This window comes from Kitasatospora sp. NPDC085464, assembly GCF_044541955.1.
GTDB lineage: Bacteria > Actinomycetota > Actinomycetes > Streptomycetales > Streptomycetaceae > Kitasatospora.
Genome location: NZ_JBITTM010000007.1, coordinates 65,525 through 82,098, shown reverse-complemented (window position 1 = coordinate 82,098; position 16,574 = coordinate 65,525). Strand labels below are relative to the sequence as shown.

The following is a 16,574-nucleotide window of genomic DNA, read 5'->3' as shown; positions in this document are numbered from 1 at the left end:
GGGTGGGAAACCTCGCAGTTCGGAAGGGTGGTACGGGTCCGCGGGCGGCGGGCGGGTCGCGTCGGGCGGGACGGCTTCGGCCGGGCAGCCCGGGGCAGGTGCCCCGGGGCCGGGAGCCTCGGTCCGGTCCTCAGGCGAGTCCGAGTTCGCGGTCGATCAGGTCGAACATCTCGTCGTCGGTGGTGTCGTCGAGCGCGTCGTCCGGCCCGTCCGCGGCGGCGGTCGGCCCGTCCGGGTCGCCGTCGAGCCGCCACTGGAGGCTCTTGAGGCGGGCGAGGAGCCGGGTGCGGGAGTCGGCGTCCAGTGCGGTGGCGGAAAGCGCGGTCTCCAGGTCGTCGAGTTCGGCGAAGACGGGTCGGGCCGGGGCAGCCGTGCCCGTGGGCGCACCGACCAGGTCGCGCAGCCGCCCGGCGAGGGCGGTGGGCGACGGGTGGTCGAAGATCGTCGTGGTGGGCAGCCGCAGGCCGAGTTCGGCGTTGAGTCGGTTGCGCAGCTCGACGGCGGTCAGGGAGGACATGCCGAGGTCGAGGAAGCCGCGCTCGGGTTCGACGGCCTCGGGTGAGCCGTGGCCGAGGACGGCGGCGAGGTGTCCGACGACGACGTCCAGCAGCAGCTTCTCCTGTTGGGCGGCGGCGAGTCCGGGCAACCGGTCCAGGACGCCCCGGTCGCCGCCGTCCGCCGCACTCCCGGCCGGGCCGGCGGCGGTGGGCCTGGCAGCGGCGCGGCGGGGCGCGAGCTCGGCGAACAGCGGCGGCGCGCCGGCCGCGGCAAGGGCGTGCCGGTCGAGCCGGACGGGTACCAGGTGCGGTCGGTCGATGCCGCTCGCGGCGTCGAGCAGGGCGAGGCCCTGGCCGGCCGTGAGTGGCAGCATGCCGGAACGCGCGAAGCGGGCGATGTCCACGGCATCCAGCGTGGACGTCATTCCACTCGATTCTCCCCAGTATCCCCACGCGAGGGCGGCCGCCGGGCGGCCTTCGGCCCGGCGGCGGTGCGCGAGGGCGTCGAGGAAGGCGTTGGCGGCGGCGTAGTTGGCCTGGCCGGGGCCGCCGGCCGTGGCGGCGAAGGAGGAGAACAGGACGAAGGCGGAGAGGTCCAGGTGCCGCGTCGCTTCGTGGAGGTTCCACCCGGCGTCGACCTTGGGACGCAGCACTTCGGTGATCCGGTCGTCGGTCAGGCTTTCGAGCAGCCCGTCGTGCAGGACCCCGGCCGCATGGACGACGCCGGTGAGCGGGTGCTCGTCGGGGACGGTGGCGAGGAGCGCATCGAGGGCGGCGCGGTCGGCGGTGTCGCAGGCGACGACGCGGGCGTCGGCGCCGAGGGCCGCCAGGTCGGCGAGGAGCTCGGCCGCACCGGGGGCGTCCGGGCCGCGCCGGCCGGTGAGCAGGAGGTGGCGCACGCCGTGTTCGGTGACGAGGTGGCGGGCGACGAGGGCGCCGAGGGTGCCGGTGCCGCCGGTGATCAGGACGGTGCCGTCCGGGTTCCAGGACCACACCCGGCCGTCCCCGGCGCCGTTCAACGGGCGCAGCCGGGGCGCCGTCACCTCGCCGCCGCGGACGGCCAGGCGCGGCTCGTCGGGGACGGCGAGGGCGGTGCGCAGGGCGGCGTCGGAGGCCGGGTGGCCGTCGAGGTCGACGAGGAGGAACCGACCGGGGTTCTCGGACTGGGCGGAGCGGATGAGTCCGTGGGCGGCGGCCTGGGCGAGGGTGATGGCCTCGCCGGGAGCCGCGCCCTCGGCGCCGTGGGTGAGCAGGGCGAGGCGGGCGTCGGCGAGGCGCGGTGCGCCGAGCCAGGCGCGGGCGAGGCTGTGTGCGGCCCGGACGGCGCGGTGCGCGGAGGCGACGGGGTCGCCGTCGTCGGCCGCGGTGAGGCGGTGGACGACGGTGCCGGGGACGGGCTCGCCGGCGTCGAGGGAGGCGGTGAGCTCGGCGAGGTCGGCGTAGGCGCGGGCGCCGAGGGCGGCGGCGAGCGCGTCGTCCCGGCCCAGGACGGCGAGGTCACCGCCGTGGCCGGCACGAGCGTCGACCGGCGTCCAGGCGACTGCGTAGAGCGGGTCGGCCGCCGGAGCGCGGTGCTCGGCCGCGATCGGGCGGAGCGTGACGGCCTCGGCGGTGAGCACCGGGGCTCCGTCGGCGTCGGCCGCGGTCAGCGCGTGGCTGCCGTCGGCGGCCGGGGTCAGCCGGACCCGGAGCAGCGCGGCGCCGGTGGCGTGGACGGTGACGCCGCGCCAGTCGGCGGGCTGGACGGGGTCGGTGCCGGCGGGGTCGGTGCCGTCCGGGAGGGCGGCGAGCAGGGCTTGGAGCAGGCCGGGGTGGACGCGGAAGTCGGCCGTCTCGGTGCGGTGCTCCTCGGGCAGGGCGACCTCGGCGAACAGTTCGTCGCCGCGCCGCCACCGTGCCCGGACGGTACGGAAGCGCTCGCCGTACTCGGCGCCTTGCACCACCTCCACCGCCGTGGCCTCGCGCGGCGGCCAGTCCGTGAGCGGCGTGCCGGTGGTGTCGCCGCCGGTCAGGGTGCCGGTGGCATGGCGGGTCCACGGGGTGTCGTCGGGCGCGCCGGTCGAGCGGGCGTGGATGGTGAGGGCCCGTCGGCCGTCGGCGGCCGCCGGTCCTACAGTGAGCTGGAGGTCGACGGTGCCGCGGTCGGGCAGGGTCAGCGGGGTGAGCTCGGTGAGCTCGGCGACGGTCGGGCAGCCGGCCTCGTCGCCGGCCCGCACGGCCCAGTCGAGCAGCGCGGTGCCCGGGACGACGACGGTGCCGCGCACGCGGTGGTCGGCCGTCCACGGGTGGGTCGCGGTGCCGATCCGGCCGGTGAGCAGCACGGTGTCGGAGTCCGCGAGGCGGACGGCGCGGTCCAGCCCGCAGGGGTCGAGGGGCGCGCCCGTGCGGGCGGTGTCCTGGGCGAGCCAGTAGCGGCGGCGCTGGAAGGCGTAGGTCGGCAGGTCGACGGGCCGGCCGCCGGCGAGTGCGGGCCGCCAGTCGACCCGTACACCGCGCACATGGGCCTCGGCGAGGGAGGTCAGCAGCCGGGCCGGGCCGCCGTCCTCGCGCCGGACGGTGCCGAGCACGACGGCCTGGGCGCCCGCGTCGGCCGCGGTGTCCTCGACGGCCATGGCGAGCACGGGGTGCGGGCTGCATTCGAGGAAGGTGTCGTGGCCCTGGGCGAGCAGGGCGCGGACGGACTCCTCCAGGCGGACGGTCTGCCGCAGGTTCCGGTACCAGTAGCCGGCGTCGAGCGGGGTGTCGCCGAGCCAGTCGGCGGTGACGGTGGAGAAGAACGGGATGCGGGCCTCCCGCGTGGTCAGCCCGGCGAGTTCGGCGAGGAGGGCGTCCTCGATGCGTTCGACCTGGGCGGAGTGGGAGGCGTAGTCGACGGGGATGCGCTTGGCCCGGACGCCGTCACCGGCGCAGTCGGCCAGGAGGCCGTCGAGGGCGTCGGGCTCGCCGGAGACGACGACACCGGCCGGGCCGTTGGCGGCGGCCACCGAGATCCGGCCGCCGTAGGGCGCGATGCGGGTGAGGACGTCGGCATGGGCCTGTGGCACCGACACCATGCCGCCGTGGCCGGAGAGGCCGCGGGCGATGGCCTGGCTGCGCAGGGCGACGACCTTCGCGCCGTCCTCCAGGGAGAGCGCGCCGGCCACGCAGGCGGCGGCGATCTCACCCTGGGAGTGGCCGAGGACGGCGGCGGGGGTGACGCCGTGGGCCTGCCAGCAGGCGGCAAGGCCGATCATGGTGGCCCACAGCGCGGGCTGGGCGACGTCGACGCGGTCGAGTGACGGCGCGTCGGGCTCGCCGCGCAGGACGGCGCCGAGCGACCAGTCCGTCCAGGGGGCGAGGGCTTGTTCGCAGGCGGCGATCCGTTCGGCGAACTCCGTTGAGGTGTCGATGAGTTCGGCGCCCATGCCGGCCCACTGGGAGCCCTGGCCGGGGAAGACGAGGACGACCCTGCGATCGCGTCCGGCGGCGTGCCGGCCGGTCACGACGCCTGGGGCGGGGGTTCCGTCGGCGAGCGCGGCGAGGCCGGCGCGCAGGTCCTCGACGCCCGTGCCGACGACGGCGGCGCGGTGCTCCAGCAGGGCGCGGCCGGTGGCGAGGGAGTGGGCGAGGTCGATCGGTGCGGCGGACTTGCCGTCGAGGTGGTCGAGCAGGGCGCGGGCCTGGCCGCGCAGGGCCTCGGCGCTGCGGGCCGAGAGCAGCCAGGGCAGGGCGGGACGCTCGGCCGCGGGGGCCTCGTCGGGCTCCTGGTCCGGGGCCTGTTCGAGGACGATGTGGGCGTTGGTGCCGCTGAGGCCGAAGGAGGAGACGCCGGCGCGGCGGGGCCGTCCGGTGGCGGGCCAGTCGCGGGCCTCGGTGAGCAGGTCGACAGCGCCCTCCGTCCAGTCGACGTGCGTGGTGGGCCGGTCGATGTGGAGGCTCTGCGGGAGGGCGGCGTGCCGCAGGGCGAGCACGGTCTTCATGACGCCGGCGACGCCCGCCGCGGCCTGGGTGTGGCCGAGGTTGGACTTCACCGAACCTACGAGGAGCGGGTGTTCGCGGTCCTGGCCGTAGGCGGCGAGCAGGGCCTGGGCCTCGATCGGATCGCCGAGGCGCGTACCGGTGCCGTGCGCCTCGACGGCGTCCACCTCACCGGGCGTCAGACCGGCGTCGGCCAGGGCCGCGCGGATCACCCGCTGCTGGGACGGGCCGTTGGGGGCGCTGAGCCCGTTGCTGGCGCCGTCCTGGTTGACGGCGGAGCCGCGCACGACGGCCAGCACCGGGTGCCCGTTGCGCTCGGCGTCCGACAGCCGCTCGACGAGCAGGACGCCGACGCCCTCGGAGAAGCCGGTGCCGTCGGCGGCGTCGGCGAAGGGCTTGCAGCGGCCGTCGGCGGCCAGGCCGCGCTGGCGGGCGAAGTCGACCGGGATGGCCGGCGTGGACATCACGGTGACGCCGCCCGCGAGGGCGAGCGCGCACTCGCCGGCGCGCAGCGAGCGGATCGCGAGGTGGAGCGCCACCAGGGACGACGAGCAGGCGGTGTCGACGGTGACGGCCGGGCCCTCCAGACCGAGCGTGTAGGCGACGCGGCCGGAGACGACGCTGACGGCGTTGCCGGTGCTGACGTAGGGGGCGGCGTCCTCGGGGACGTGGCCGACCCGGTCGAGGTAGTCGCTGGAGGACAGGCCGGCGAACACGCCGGTGCGGCTGCCGCGCAGCGTGCCGGGGTCGATGCCGGCGCGTTCGAGGGCCTCCCACGAGGTCTCCAGCAGGAGCCGCTGCTGCGGGTCCATGGCGAGGGCCTCGTTGGGGCTGACGCCGAAGAAGGCGGCGTCGAACCCGGCGGCGTCGGCGAGGAATCCGCCCTCGCGGGTGCGGGAGGAGTCAGGGTGGTCGGGGATGCCCTCGTAGAGCCGGTCGAGGTCCCAGCCACGGTCGGTCGGGAAGCCGGCGACGGCGTCGGTGCCGGTGGACAGCAGGGTCCACAGGTCCTCGGGGGTCCGGACGCCCCCGGGGAAGCGGCAGGCCATGCCGACGATCGCGATCGGCTCGTCGGCGGCGGTCCTGACGGTGGTCCCCTCGGCGGTGCCCGGGAGGCGGCCGGTGAGGCCGTCCGCCAGGTGCTCGGCGAGCGCGCCGGGGGTGGGGTGGTCGAACACCAGGGTCGCGGGCAGGCGCAGGCCGGTCGCGGTGTTGAGGCGGTTGCGCAGCTCGACGGCGGTCAGCGAGTCGAGCCCGAGGTCACGGAACGGCCGGGCGGCGTGGACCTGGTCGGCCGTGGAGTGGCCGAGGACAGTGGCGGTGCACCCGCTCACCAGGTCGAGCAGCACCGCGTGCCGGTCGGCCGGGGTGAGTGCGGCCAGCCGGGCGCGCAGCCCGTCGGCGGCCGGCCCGGTCTGCGCGGTGCGGCGGGCCGGGGCGCGGACCAGGGAGCGCAGGAGCGCGGGGAGTTCGGCCGCGCTGCGGGTGCGCAGCGCGGCGGTGTCGAGGCGGACGGGCACCAGGAGCGCGCGGTGGGCGGCGAGGGCGGCGTCGAACAGGGCGAGGCCGTCGGGGGTGCTGAGGGTGAGCGCGCCGGACTGCTCGGCGCGGGCACGGTCGGTCGAGTCGAGGTGGGCGGTCATCGTACTGGCCTGCGCCCACAGTCCCCAGGCGAGCGAGGTGGTGGGCAGGCCGTTGACCCGGCGGTGCTGGGCGAGGGCGTCGAGCCAGGCGTTGGCGGCGGCGTAGTTGCCCTGGCCCGACGAGCCGAACACGCCGGCGGCGGAGGAGAAGAGGACGAAGTCGGCGAGGTCCAGGCCGTGGGTGAGCTCGTGCAGGTGGCGGGCGGCGTCGGCCTTGGGGCGCAGCACGGCGGCGAGCCGTTCGACCGTCAGGCCTTCCACCACGCCGTCGTCGAGGACGCCGGCCGCGTGGACGACGGCGGTGAGTGGGTGATCGTCGGGCACGGCGGCCAGCAGGGCGGCCAGGGCGTCGCGGTCGGCGGTGTCGCAGGCGGCGACGGTGACCTCGGCGCCCAGGGCGGTCAGCTCCTCGGCGAGGGCCGCCGCGCCGGGGGCTTCGGGGCCGCTGCGGCCGGCGAGCAGCAGGTGCCGCACGCCGCGCGCCGTGACCAGGTGGCGGGCGAGTTCGGCACCGAGGGTGCCGGTGCCGCCGGTGATGAGCACCGTCCCGTCACGGTCCCAGGGACGCGGCACGGTGAGCACGATCTTGCCGGTGTGCCGGGCCTGGGCCATGTGACGGAAGGCCTCGCGGGCGCGGGCGACGCCCCAGCAGGTGAGCGGGAGCGCCTGCAGGGCGCCCTGTTCGAAGAGGTCGACCAGGTCGGCGAGGATCTGCCCGATCCGCTCGGGCCCGGCCTCCTGGAGGTCGAAGGCGCGGTAGCGGGCGCCGCCGTGGGCGGCAGCGACCTCGTCGGCGTCTCGGACGTCGGTCTTGCCCATCTCGATCAGCCGCCCGCCGGGCCCAAGCAGGCGCAGGGAGGCGTCGACGTACTCCCCCGCGAGGGAGTTGAGCACGACGTCCAGGCCCGCGCCGCCGGTGGCAGTACGGAAGCGTTCCTCGAAGTCGAGGGTGCGGGAGGAGGCGATGCGCTCGTCGGGCAGGCCGTCGGCGCGCAGCAGGTGCTGCTTGGCCTCGCTCGCAGTGCCGTAGACCTCGGCGTCCCAGAGGCGGGCGAGCTGGGTGGCGGCCATGCCGACGCCGCCGGTCGCGGCGTGGACGAGGAGGCGTTCGCCGGCCTGGAGATCCGCGAGGTCGCGCAGGGCGTAGTAGGCGGTGAGGAAGACGACGGGGACGGACGCGGCCTGGGCGAAGGTCCAGCCCCGCGGGACGCGGACGAGCAGGCGGTGGTCGGTGACGGCGAGCGGGCCGAAGCCGCCCGGCACCATGCCCATCACCCGGTCGCCGACGGCGAGCCCGGTGACGCCGGGGCCGAGTTCGCGGACGATGCCGGCGGCCTCGGAGCCGAGGAGGCGCGCGCCCCCCGGGTACATGTCGAGGGCGTTGAGGACGTCGCGGAAGTTGAGGCCGGCGGCGCGGACCTCGATCCGGACCTCGCCCTCGGCGAGCGGCGCGACAACGTCGGGGCTCGGCAGGAGTTCGAGGTTGTCGACGGTGCCCTTGGTGCGGATGTCGAGGCGCCACGGGCCGTCGGGCACGGGCAGCGGCTCGGCGGTGTGGGCACGGGCCAGGCGGGGGACGTGGGCGGTGCCGTGGCGCAGGGCGAGCCGGGGTTCCCCGGTGGCGAACGCGGCGGGCAGCGTGCGCCAGGAGGCCGGGTCGTCGTCCAGGTCGGCGAGGACGATGCGGCCGGGGTGCTCGCTCTGGGCGGAGCGGACCAAGCCGTGCACGGCGGCGGCGGGCAGGTCGTGGACGTCCTCGGCGGGGTCGGCGGCGACCGCGCGGCGGGTGGTCACGAGCAGGGTGGCGTCGGGGCGGTCGTCGGCGAGCCACGTCCGGAGGACGGCGAGGGCGTGGTCGAGGGCGTCGAGTGGTTCGTCGCCGCTGAGTTCGACGAGCGTGACGTCCGCGTCGGCGTCGAGGGTGACGCCCGCCTCGGTGAGGGCCGCCGCGTGGGCGGGCGGCTCGCCGAGGACGGTCCAGCGGGCGGGGCCCGGCCCGGGCTCGGGGAGGGTCAGGGCCGGCCAGTCCAGGTGGAAGAGCGCCTCGCGCGCCACCCGGGCGGCCGGGTCGAGGGCGCCCTCGGCGAGCGGGCGCACGGCCAGCGCCTCGATGGCGGCCACCGGGCGGCCGGTCGGGTCGGCCATCGCGACGGACACCGTGTCGGGCCCGGCCGGGGTGAGCGTCACCCGCAGTGCGGTGGCCCCGGCGGCGTGGAGCGTGACGCCGGTCCAGGCGAACGGCAGCCCGGGGCGGCCCTGCAGCGGGCCGAGCCCGGCCGGGTGCAGGGCGGCGTCGAGGAGGGCGGGGTGCAGGCCGTAGCGGGCGGCGTCGGGGCGGGCCGGCTCGGGCAGCTCCACCTCGGCGTGGACGGCGGTGCCGAGGCGCCAGGCCGCGCGCACGCCCTGGAACACCGGGCCGTAGCCGTAGCCGTCCTCGCGCAGGCCCGGGTAGAAGCCGCTGACGTCGATCGGCTCGGCTCCGACGGGCGGCCACGCGGTGGCCGCCGGCTCCGGCTCGGCCCCGGCGGCGCCCAGCTTGCCGTCCCCGTGGAGGGTCCAGCCCTCGGGCGCGTCCGCGTCCGCCGGGCGTGTGTGCAGGGCGACGGGGCGCAGGCCCGTGCCGTCCGGGGCGCCGACCTCGATCTGCACCTGGACCGCGCCGCGCTCGGGCAGCAGGACGGGCGCGTGCAGGGTCAGTTCCTCGATGCGCCCGCAGCCGAGCTCGTCGCCGACCCGGACGACCGCCTCCACCAGCGCGGCGCCGGGGACGACGACGGCACCGGCGACGGCGTGGTCCGCGAGCCACGGGTGGGTGTGCAGCGACCAGCGGGCGGTGGCCACCAGCCCGCCGCCCTGGGCGAGTTCGACGGCGGCGCCGAGCAGCGGGTGCTCCGGCGCGGCCAGGCCGGCCGTGGTGACGTCGCTGCCCGTCCCGCCCGGACGCGGCCAGTAGCGCTGCCGCTGGAACGGGTACGTCGGCAGCTCGATGGCGCGTGCGCCGGTACCGGCGAACAGGAGGTCCCAGTCCACCCGGGCGCCGTGGTTGCGGGCGTCGGCGAGGGCGAGGAGGAAGCGGCCGCGGCCGCCCTCGTCGCGGCGCAGCGTTCCGAGGGCGGCCGCGGGCAGGCCGCTGTCCTCGATCGTCTCCTGGATGCCGGTGGTCACCACGGGGTGCGGACTGACCTCGACGAACACCCGGTGGCCCGCGGCCAGCAGGGTGCGGGTGGCCTGCTCGAACTCCACGGTGTGGCGCAGGTTGCGGTACCAGTAGGCGGCGTCCAGCCCGGCGGTGTCGATCACGGCGCCGGTGACGGTCGAGCAGAACGGGACGTCGGCGGTGCGCGGGGCGATCGGCGCGAGGAGGTCGAGCAGCTCGTTCTCGATGCGCTCGACGTGCGCGGAGTGCGAGGCGTAGTCGACGGGGATGCGGCGGGCCCGGACGCCGGTCCGCTCGCAGTCGGCGATCAGCTCCTCCAGGGCCTCGGGGTCGCCCGAGACCACCACCGAGCCGGGGCCGTTGACGGCGGCGACGGAGATCCGCCCGTCCCAGCGTGCGACACGCTCGCGGACGGCGGCGACCGGCTCGGCCACCGAGACCATGCCGCCGAGGCCCGCGAGCCGCCGGATCGCCCGGCTGCGCAGGGCCACGACGCGGGCGGCGTCGTCCAGGGACAGTGCGCCGGCCACGCACGCGGCGGCGATCTCGCCCTGCGAGTGGCCGAGCACGGCGGCCGGTTCGACGCCGTGCGCACGCCACAGTTCGGCGAGCGACACCATCACGGCGAACAGCACGGGCTGCACGACGTCGACCCGGTCGAAGCCGGGCGCACCGGGTTCGCCGCGCAGGACGTCGGGTGCCGACCAGTCGGTGAACGGCTCCAGGGCCGCCGCGCACTCGGCGAAGCGCTGCGCGAACACCGGTGCGGTGTCCAGGAGTTCCACCGCCATGCCGACCCATTGGGAGCCCTGGCCGGGGAAGACGAACACCGGTGCGCCCTCCCCTGCGGCCTGTCCCTCCAGGACGGCAGGCGTGGCGCGGCCATCGGCGAGCGCGTCCAGGCCGTCCAGCAGCCCGGCCCGGTCGGGCGCGACGACGGCGGCCCGGTGCTCCAGGGCCGCGCGGGTCGTGACGAGGGAGCGGGCGACGTCGTCGAGGGCGGGCCCGGCCGCGCGGACGTGGGCGGCCAGGCGGCGGGCCTGCTCGCGCACGGCCTCGGGTGTCCGGGCGGACAGCAGCCACGGCAGCGGGCGGTCGGCCACCGGGCGGTCGGGCAGCGGCTCGGGGGCGGGCGCCGCTTCGAGGACCACGTGGGCGTTGGTGCCGCTGAGGCCGAAGGAGGACACGCCGGCACGTGGCGGCCGTCCGGTCCCGGGCCACGTGCGGGCCTCGCTCAGCAGCTCGACGGCGCCGGCGGTCCAGTCGACCTGCGCGGTCGGGGCGTCGATGTGCAGGGACTTCGGGAGCTCGCCGTGCTGCATCGCGAGCACGGTCTTCATCACGCCGGCGACACCCGCGGCAGCCTGGGTGTGGCCGAGGTTGGACTTCACCGAGCCGAGGAGCAGCGGGTGTTCGCGGTCCTGGCCGTAGGCGGCGAGCAGGGCCTGGGCCTCGATCGGGTCGCCGAGACGGGTGCCGGTGCCGTGCGCCTCGACGGCGTCCACCTCATTGGGCGTCAGGCCGGCGTCGGCCAGGGCCGCCCTGATCACGCGCTGCTGCGACGGGCCGTTGGGCGCGGTGAGGCCGTTGGAGGCGCCGTCCTGATTGACGGCGCTGCCGCGCACCACGGCCAGCACCGGGTGCCCGTTGCGCCGCGCGTCCGAGAGCCGCTCGACGAGCAGCACGCCGACGCCCTCGGCCCAGCCCGTGCCGTCCGCCGCGGCGGCGAACGGCTTGCACCGGCCGTCGGCAGCCAGGCCGCGCTGCCGGGAGAACTCGACGAACACCTGCGGCGTGGACATCACCGTCACACCGCCCGCGAGCGCCAGCGAGCACTCGCCCCGGCGCAGGGCCTGGGCGGCAAGGTGGAGCGCGACCAGGGAGGACGAGCACGCGGTGTCGACGGTGACGGCCGGGCCCTCCAGGCCGAGGGCGTAGGCGATGCGGCCGGAGATCACGCTCGCGGCGTTGCCGGTCATCACGTGGCCGGCAACGCCCTCCCGGGTCGCTTCCAGCAGCACCTGGTAGTCCTGGAAGTTGGAGCCGACGAACACGCCGGTCCGGGAGCCGTGGAGCGTGCCGGGATCGATGCCGGAGCGCTCGACGGCCTCCCAGACGGTCTCCAACAGGAGCCGCTGCTGCGGGTCCATGGCCAGGGCTTCTCGCGGGGAGATGCCGAAGAAGGCCGCGTCGAAGTCGGCGACGCCGGTGACGAATGCGCCCTCGGCGACGTAGCTGGTGCCCTCGTGGGACGGGTCCGGGTGGTGCAGGCGGTCGGTGTCCCAGCCGCGGTCGGCCGGGAACGGCCCCACCGCGTCCCGTCCCTCGGCGAGCAGTCGCCAGAGGTCCTCCGGCGACTCGATGCCGCCGGGGAAGCGGCAGGCCATCGCGACGATCGCGATCGGCTCGTCGTCGGCGACGGCGGGGGCCGCGAACATCTCGCCCTCGGCTGTACCTGCCAGCTCGGCGCGCAGGTGCGCGGCGACGGCGGTCGGGGTCGGATGGTCGAACAGCAGGGTCGCGGGCAGGCGCAGGCCCGTCGCGGCGGTGAGGCGGTTGCGCAGCTCGACGGCGGTCAGCGAGTCGAACCCGAGGTCCCGGAAGGCCCGGGTGGCGTCGACGGTCGCGGACGAGGCGTGGCCGAGGACGGCGGCGGCCTCGGTGCGGACGAGCTCCCGCAGCAGGCGTTCCTGCTCGTCGGCGGTGCGGCCGCGCAGTCGCTCGGCCGGCGGGGAATCGACGGCGGCTTCGCCGGCTTCCGGGTGGACCGGGCGACGGACCTCGGGCAGGTCCGCGATCAGCGCACTCGGCCGGGCGGCGGTGAGCACGGGGGCGAGGGCGCTCCAGTCGACGTCGGCCACGGTGAGGCCGGACGCATCGGCGCTCAGGACCCGGCGCAGCGCGGCGACCGCCCGCTCCGGGGCCATCGGGGTGAGCCCGCTGCGCCGCATCCGCCCGGTGAGGCCCGGGTGGTCCCCCGCCATGCCGCCGCCGGCCCACGGACCCCAGGCGACGGAGGTGGCGGGCAGCCCAGCGGCACGGCGGTGCTCGGCGAGGGCGTCGAGGTAGGCGTTCGCGGCCGCGTAGTTGGCCTGGCCGGGGTTGCCGAGGACACCGGTGATCGAGGAGAACAGGACGAACAGGGTGAGGTCGTGCCCGGCCGTCAGCTCGTGGAGGTTGCGGGCGGCGACGGCCTTGGCCCGGAGCACGGCGTCGAACCGGTCGGCCGTGAGCCCTTCCAGCACGCCGTCGTCGAGCACACCGGCGGCGTGGACGACGCCGGACAGCGGGTACTCGGCGGGCACGGCGGCGAGGAGGGCGGCGAGCGCGTCGCGGTCGGCGACGTCGCAGGCGGCGAGGGTGACACGGGCGCCGAGGGAGGCCAACTCGTCGCTCAGCTGCCGCGCACCGGGGGCCTCCGCGCCACGGCGCCCGACGAGGAGGAGGTGTTGGGCACCGGCCTGAGCCAGCCAGCGGGCGACGTGGGCGCCCAGGGCGCCGGTGCCACCGGTGACGAGGAGGGTGCCCTGGGGGGCGACCCAGGCGGCGGGGGCGTCCGGTGCGGGGGATGCGCCCCGAGCCTCCGGCTGCTCCGCGCCCGCCGGGGTCCGTTCCTCCGGCGCGGGCTGTGGCTGCGCCGCTCGGGCGGGCTCCGCCGGGAGGTGGCGGTGGGTCAGGCGGCGCGCGTAGGCGCCGGAACCGCGCAAGGCGAGCTGGTCTTCAGCGGTCTGGGCGAGGAGGCCGGCCAGGCGGACGGCAGTGCGGGCGTCGGGGCCGGCGGGCAGGTCGATCAGGCCGCCCCAGCGCTGCGGGTGCTCCAGTGCGGCCACCCGGCCGAGGCCCCACAGCTGTGCCTGCTCGGGCTCGGCCACCCGGTCGGCGCCCTCGGCCGCGACGGCTCCCCGGGTGAGGCACCAGAGCCGAGCCGGACCGCCGGCGGCCTCCAGGGTGCGCAACAGCTCGACGGTCGCGGGCAGGTACCGGGGAACGAGGCGGTACTCGGTGTCCGGGCGGCCGTCGGCGGCGAGGAAGGAGAGGACACCGGCCGCCGGCTCGCCGGAGCCGTCCGCGAGCAGAGCGCCCAGGGCCTCGGCGCCCGCCACCCGCTCGACCCGCAGGCCGCGCTCGGCGAGGGCGTCGAGGACGGCCTCGGGCCAGTCCTCCGCCCCGTTCTCCGGCAGGACGGCGAGCCAACGACCCTGCGGGACGGCATCGGTGAGGCCGCGGACGGGCACCCAGGTCGTCCCGTACGTCCAGCCGTCGAGCGTGCTCAGCAGGCGCCGCTGCCCGCGCCAGGAGGCCAGGACCGGCAGCAGGTGGTCGAGCGAGGCCTCGGCGGTTTCCTCCTCGATCCCGAGGACCGCCGACGCCTCCCGCAGGTCGCCCGACTCGACGGCCGTCCAGAACGCGTCCTCGACCGGGTCGGCCGCGGGCACGGCCGGGTCGCGGTGCCGGAGTTCGGGCAGCCAGTAGCGCTGCCGCTGGAACGCGTACGTGGGCAGGTCGACGCGACGGCCACCCGACCCGGCGAGCACCGCCGCCCAGTCGACGCGCGCGCCGGTCACGTGCAGGCGGGCGAGGGCCTCCAGGACAGCCGGTTCCTCGGCCCGGTCCTTGCGGAGGACGGCGGCCAGGGTCGCGTCGGCGAGGAGCGACTCGGCCGCGAGCGCGGTGAGGACGCCGTCGGGGCCGAGTTCGAGGAACCGGGTGGCGCCGGCGGCCTGCAGCGTGCGGATGCCGTCGGCGAAGCGGACGGCCTCGCGGACATGGCGCACCCAGTAGTCGGGCCCCTGGAGGCCGTCGGCCAGGCCGCCGGTGAGGTTGGAGACCAGCGGGATCGACGGCGCGTGGTACGTCAGCCCGTCGAGGACCGTACGGAAGTCCTCCAGCATCGGATCCATCAGCGGCGAATGGAACGCGTGCGAGACCCGCAGCCGGGTCGTCCTGCGGTCGGCGAAGTGCGTGCGGATCGCCTCGACGGCCTCCTCCGTGCCGGAGACGACGACGGACGTCGGGCCGTTGACGGCGGCGATCGACACGAAGTCGCCCAGCAGTGGAAGGACTTCGCCCTCCGTCGCCTGCACGGCCAGCATCGCGCCACCCGCCGGCAACGCCTGCATCAGACGACCACGAGCAGCCACCAGGGCGCAGGCGTCCGCCAGCGAGAACACCCCGGCCACATGCGCAGCCGCGACCTCACCGATCGAGTGACCGGCCACGAACTCCGGCCGCACACCCAGGGATTCCACCAGCCGGAACAGCGCCACCTCGACCGCGAACAACCCGGCCTGGGCGAACTCCGTCCGGTTCAGCAACTCCTCGTCGGCACCCCACATCACCTCGCGCAAGCCCGGATCCAGCTCCGCGCACACCGCGTCGAACGCCTCCGCGAACACCGGGAACCGGGCATACAACTCCCGTCCCATCCCGAGCCGTTGCGCCCCCTGCCCGGAGAACAGGAAGGCCGTCGCCCCCTTCCCCACCACGCCCGTCACGACGCTCGTTCCCCCACCGCCGGCCGCCAGGGCGTCCAGAGCGCGCAGTCGCTCCTCCGGGTCGGCCGAGACGATGACGGCCCGGTGGGCCATGGCCGTCCGGCCGGTCGCCAGGGAGTACGCGACGTCGGCCGGGTCGAGCGGGCCGCGCGTCCTGAGGTGGGTGGCGAGGCGTCCGGCCTGGGCCCGCAGGGCCGTCTCGCCGTGCGCCGAGAGGGTCCACGGCAGCACCGCCCCGGGTACGGGATCACCGACCTCCAAAGGCTCCGGGGGCGCCGCCTCCAGCACGACGTGCGCGTTGGTGCCGCTCACGCCGAAGGAGGACACCGCCGCGCGCCGGGGCCACGCGTTGGCGGGCCACGCGCGGGCTTCGCCCAGCAGTTCGGCAGCGCCGGCGGTCCAGTCGACGTGCGGGGTGGGGGCGTCGAGGTGCAGGGTGCGCGGCAGCAGTCCGTGCTGCATCGCGAGCACCGTCTTGATCACGCCCGCCACGCCGGAGGCCGCCTGGGTGTGGCCGGTGTTGGACTTCAACGCGCCGATGAGCACCGGCCGTTCGCGGTCCTGCCCGTACGTCGCGAGCAGCGCCTGCGCCTCGATGGGGTCGCCGAGCCGGGTGCCAGTGCCGTGCGCCTCGACGACGTCGACCTCGCCGGGCGTCAGACCGGCGTCGGCCAGGGCCGCCCGGATCACCCGCTGCTGCGACGGACCGTTGGGGGCCGTGAGGCCGTTGGAGGCGCCGTCCTGGTTGACGGCGGAGCCGCGTACGATCGCCAGCACCCGGTGGCCGAGGCGCTGCGCGTCGGAGAGCCGCTCGACCAGGAGGACCGCCGCGCCCTCGCTCCACGCCGTGCCGTCGGCCGCCGCCGTGAAGGGCTTGCACCGGCCGTCGGCAGCCAGGCCGCCCTGCCGGGAGAACTCGGTGAACATCTGCGGGCTGGACATCACCGTCACGCCGCCGGCCAGGGCGAGCGTGCACTCGCCGCGGCGCAACGACTGCACGGCGAGGTGCAGGGCGACCAGGGAGGAGGAGCAGGCGGTGTCGACCGTGACGGCCGGGCCCTCCAGGCCGAGGACGTAGGAGATCCGGCCCGAGGCGACGCTGACGGTGTTGCCGGTGAGCAAGTGCCCGGCGGCCGCCTCGGCAACCTGGCCGGAGGCGGTGGAGGCGCCGTCGTAGCCGCCGTGTCCGGCGCCGACGAACACGCCGGTGGGCGTTCCGTGGAGCGCCCCGGGGGCGATGCCGGCCCGTTCGACGGCCTCCCACGCGGTCTCCAGCAGGACCCGCTGCTGGGGGTCCATTGCGAGGGCCTCGCGCGGGGAGATGCCGAAGAACTCGGCGTCGAACTCGCCGGCGTCGTGCAGGAAGCCACTCTCGCGGGAGGTGACGGCGCCCTCGGGCAGGTCCCAGCCGCGGTCGGCGGGGAAGGTGGAGACGGCGTCGACGCCGTCGCGCACCAGGTCCCAGAGTTCCTCCGGGGAGGCGACCCCGCCCGGCAGCCGGCAGGCCATGCCGACCACGGCGATCGGCTCCCGGCGCTGGTCGGTCACCTCGCGGAGCTGCTCGCGGGTCTCGTGGAGGTCCGCGATCGCCCGCTTCAGGTAGTCGCGGAGCTTGTCTTCGTTCGACATCGGGACGTCAACCTCTCCGGGGGTCTGCCAGGAACGCCGTGCGGGAAGGGCGCGGCCGAACGCCCGGTCCGGCGCCGCGCGCGCACCCCTGGCGTCGGGTCCGACCCGTCGCCCGCCCAGTCTCGCCACGCCCGGCCCCGGTTTTCCCTAGACGCTGGACGTCCCCGACGCGCGGACGGGCGTCGCCCGGCACCCG

Annotated in this window: 1 protein-coding gene; it reads right to left on the bottom strand. The window is 76.6% G+C overall.

What is annotated here, in order from left to right:
* Positions 1 to 130: 130 nt before the first annotated feature.
* Entirely contained in the window at positions 131 to 16,378 is a 16,248-nt protein-coding gene (locus tag ACIGG8_RS08050; RefSeq protein WP_396546381.1) for a type I polyketide synthase, read from the bottom strand.
* Positions 16,379 to 16,574 lie beyond the last annotated feature (196 nt).

What these genes read in the sequence shown, in the direction of transcription:
- ACIGG8_RS08050 (WP_396546381.1), bottom strand. Translation starts at nt 16,378, where the DNA reads ATGTCGAACGAAGACAAGCTCCGCGACTACCTGAAGCGGGCGATCGCG.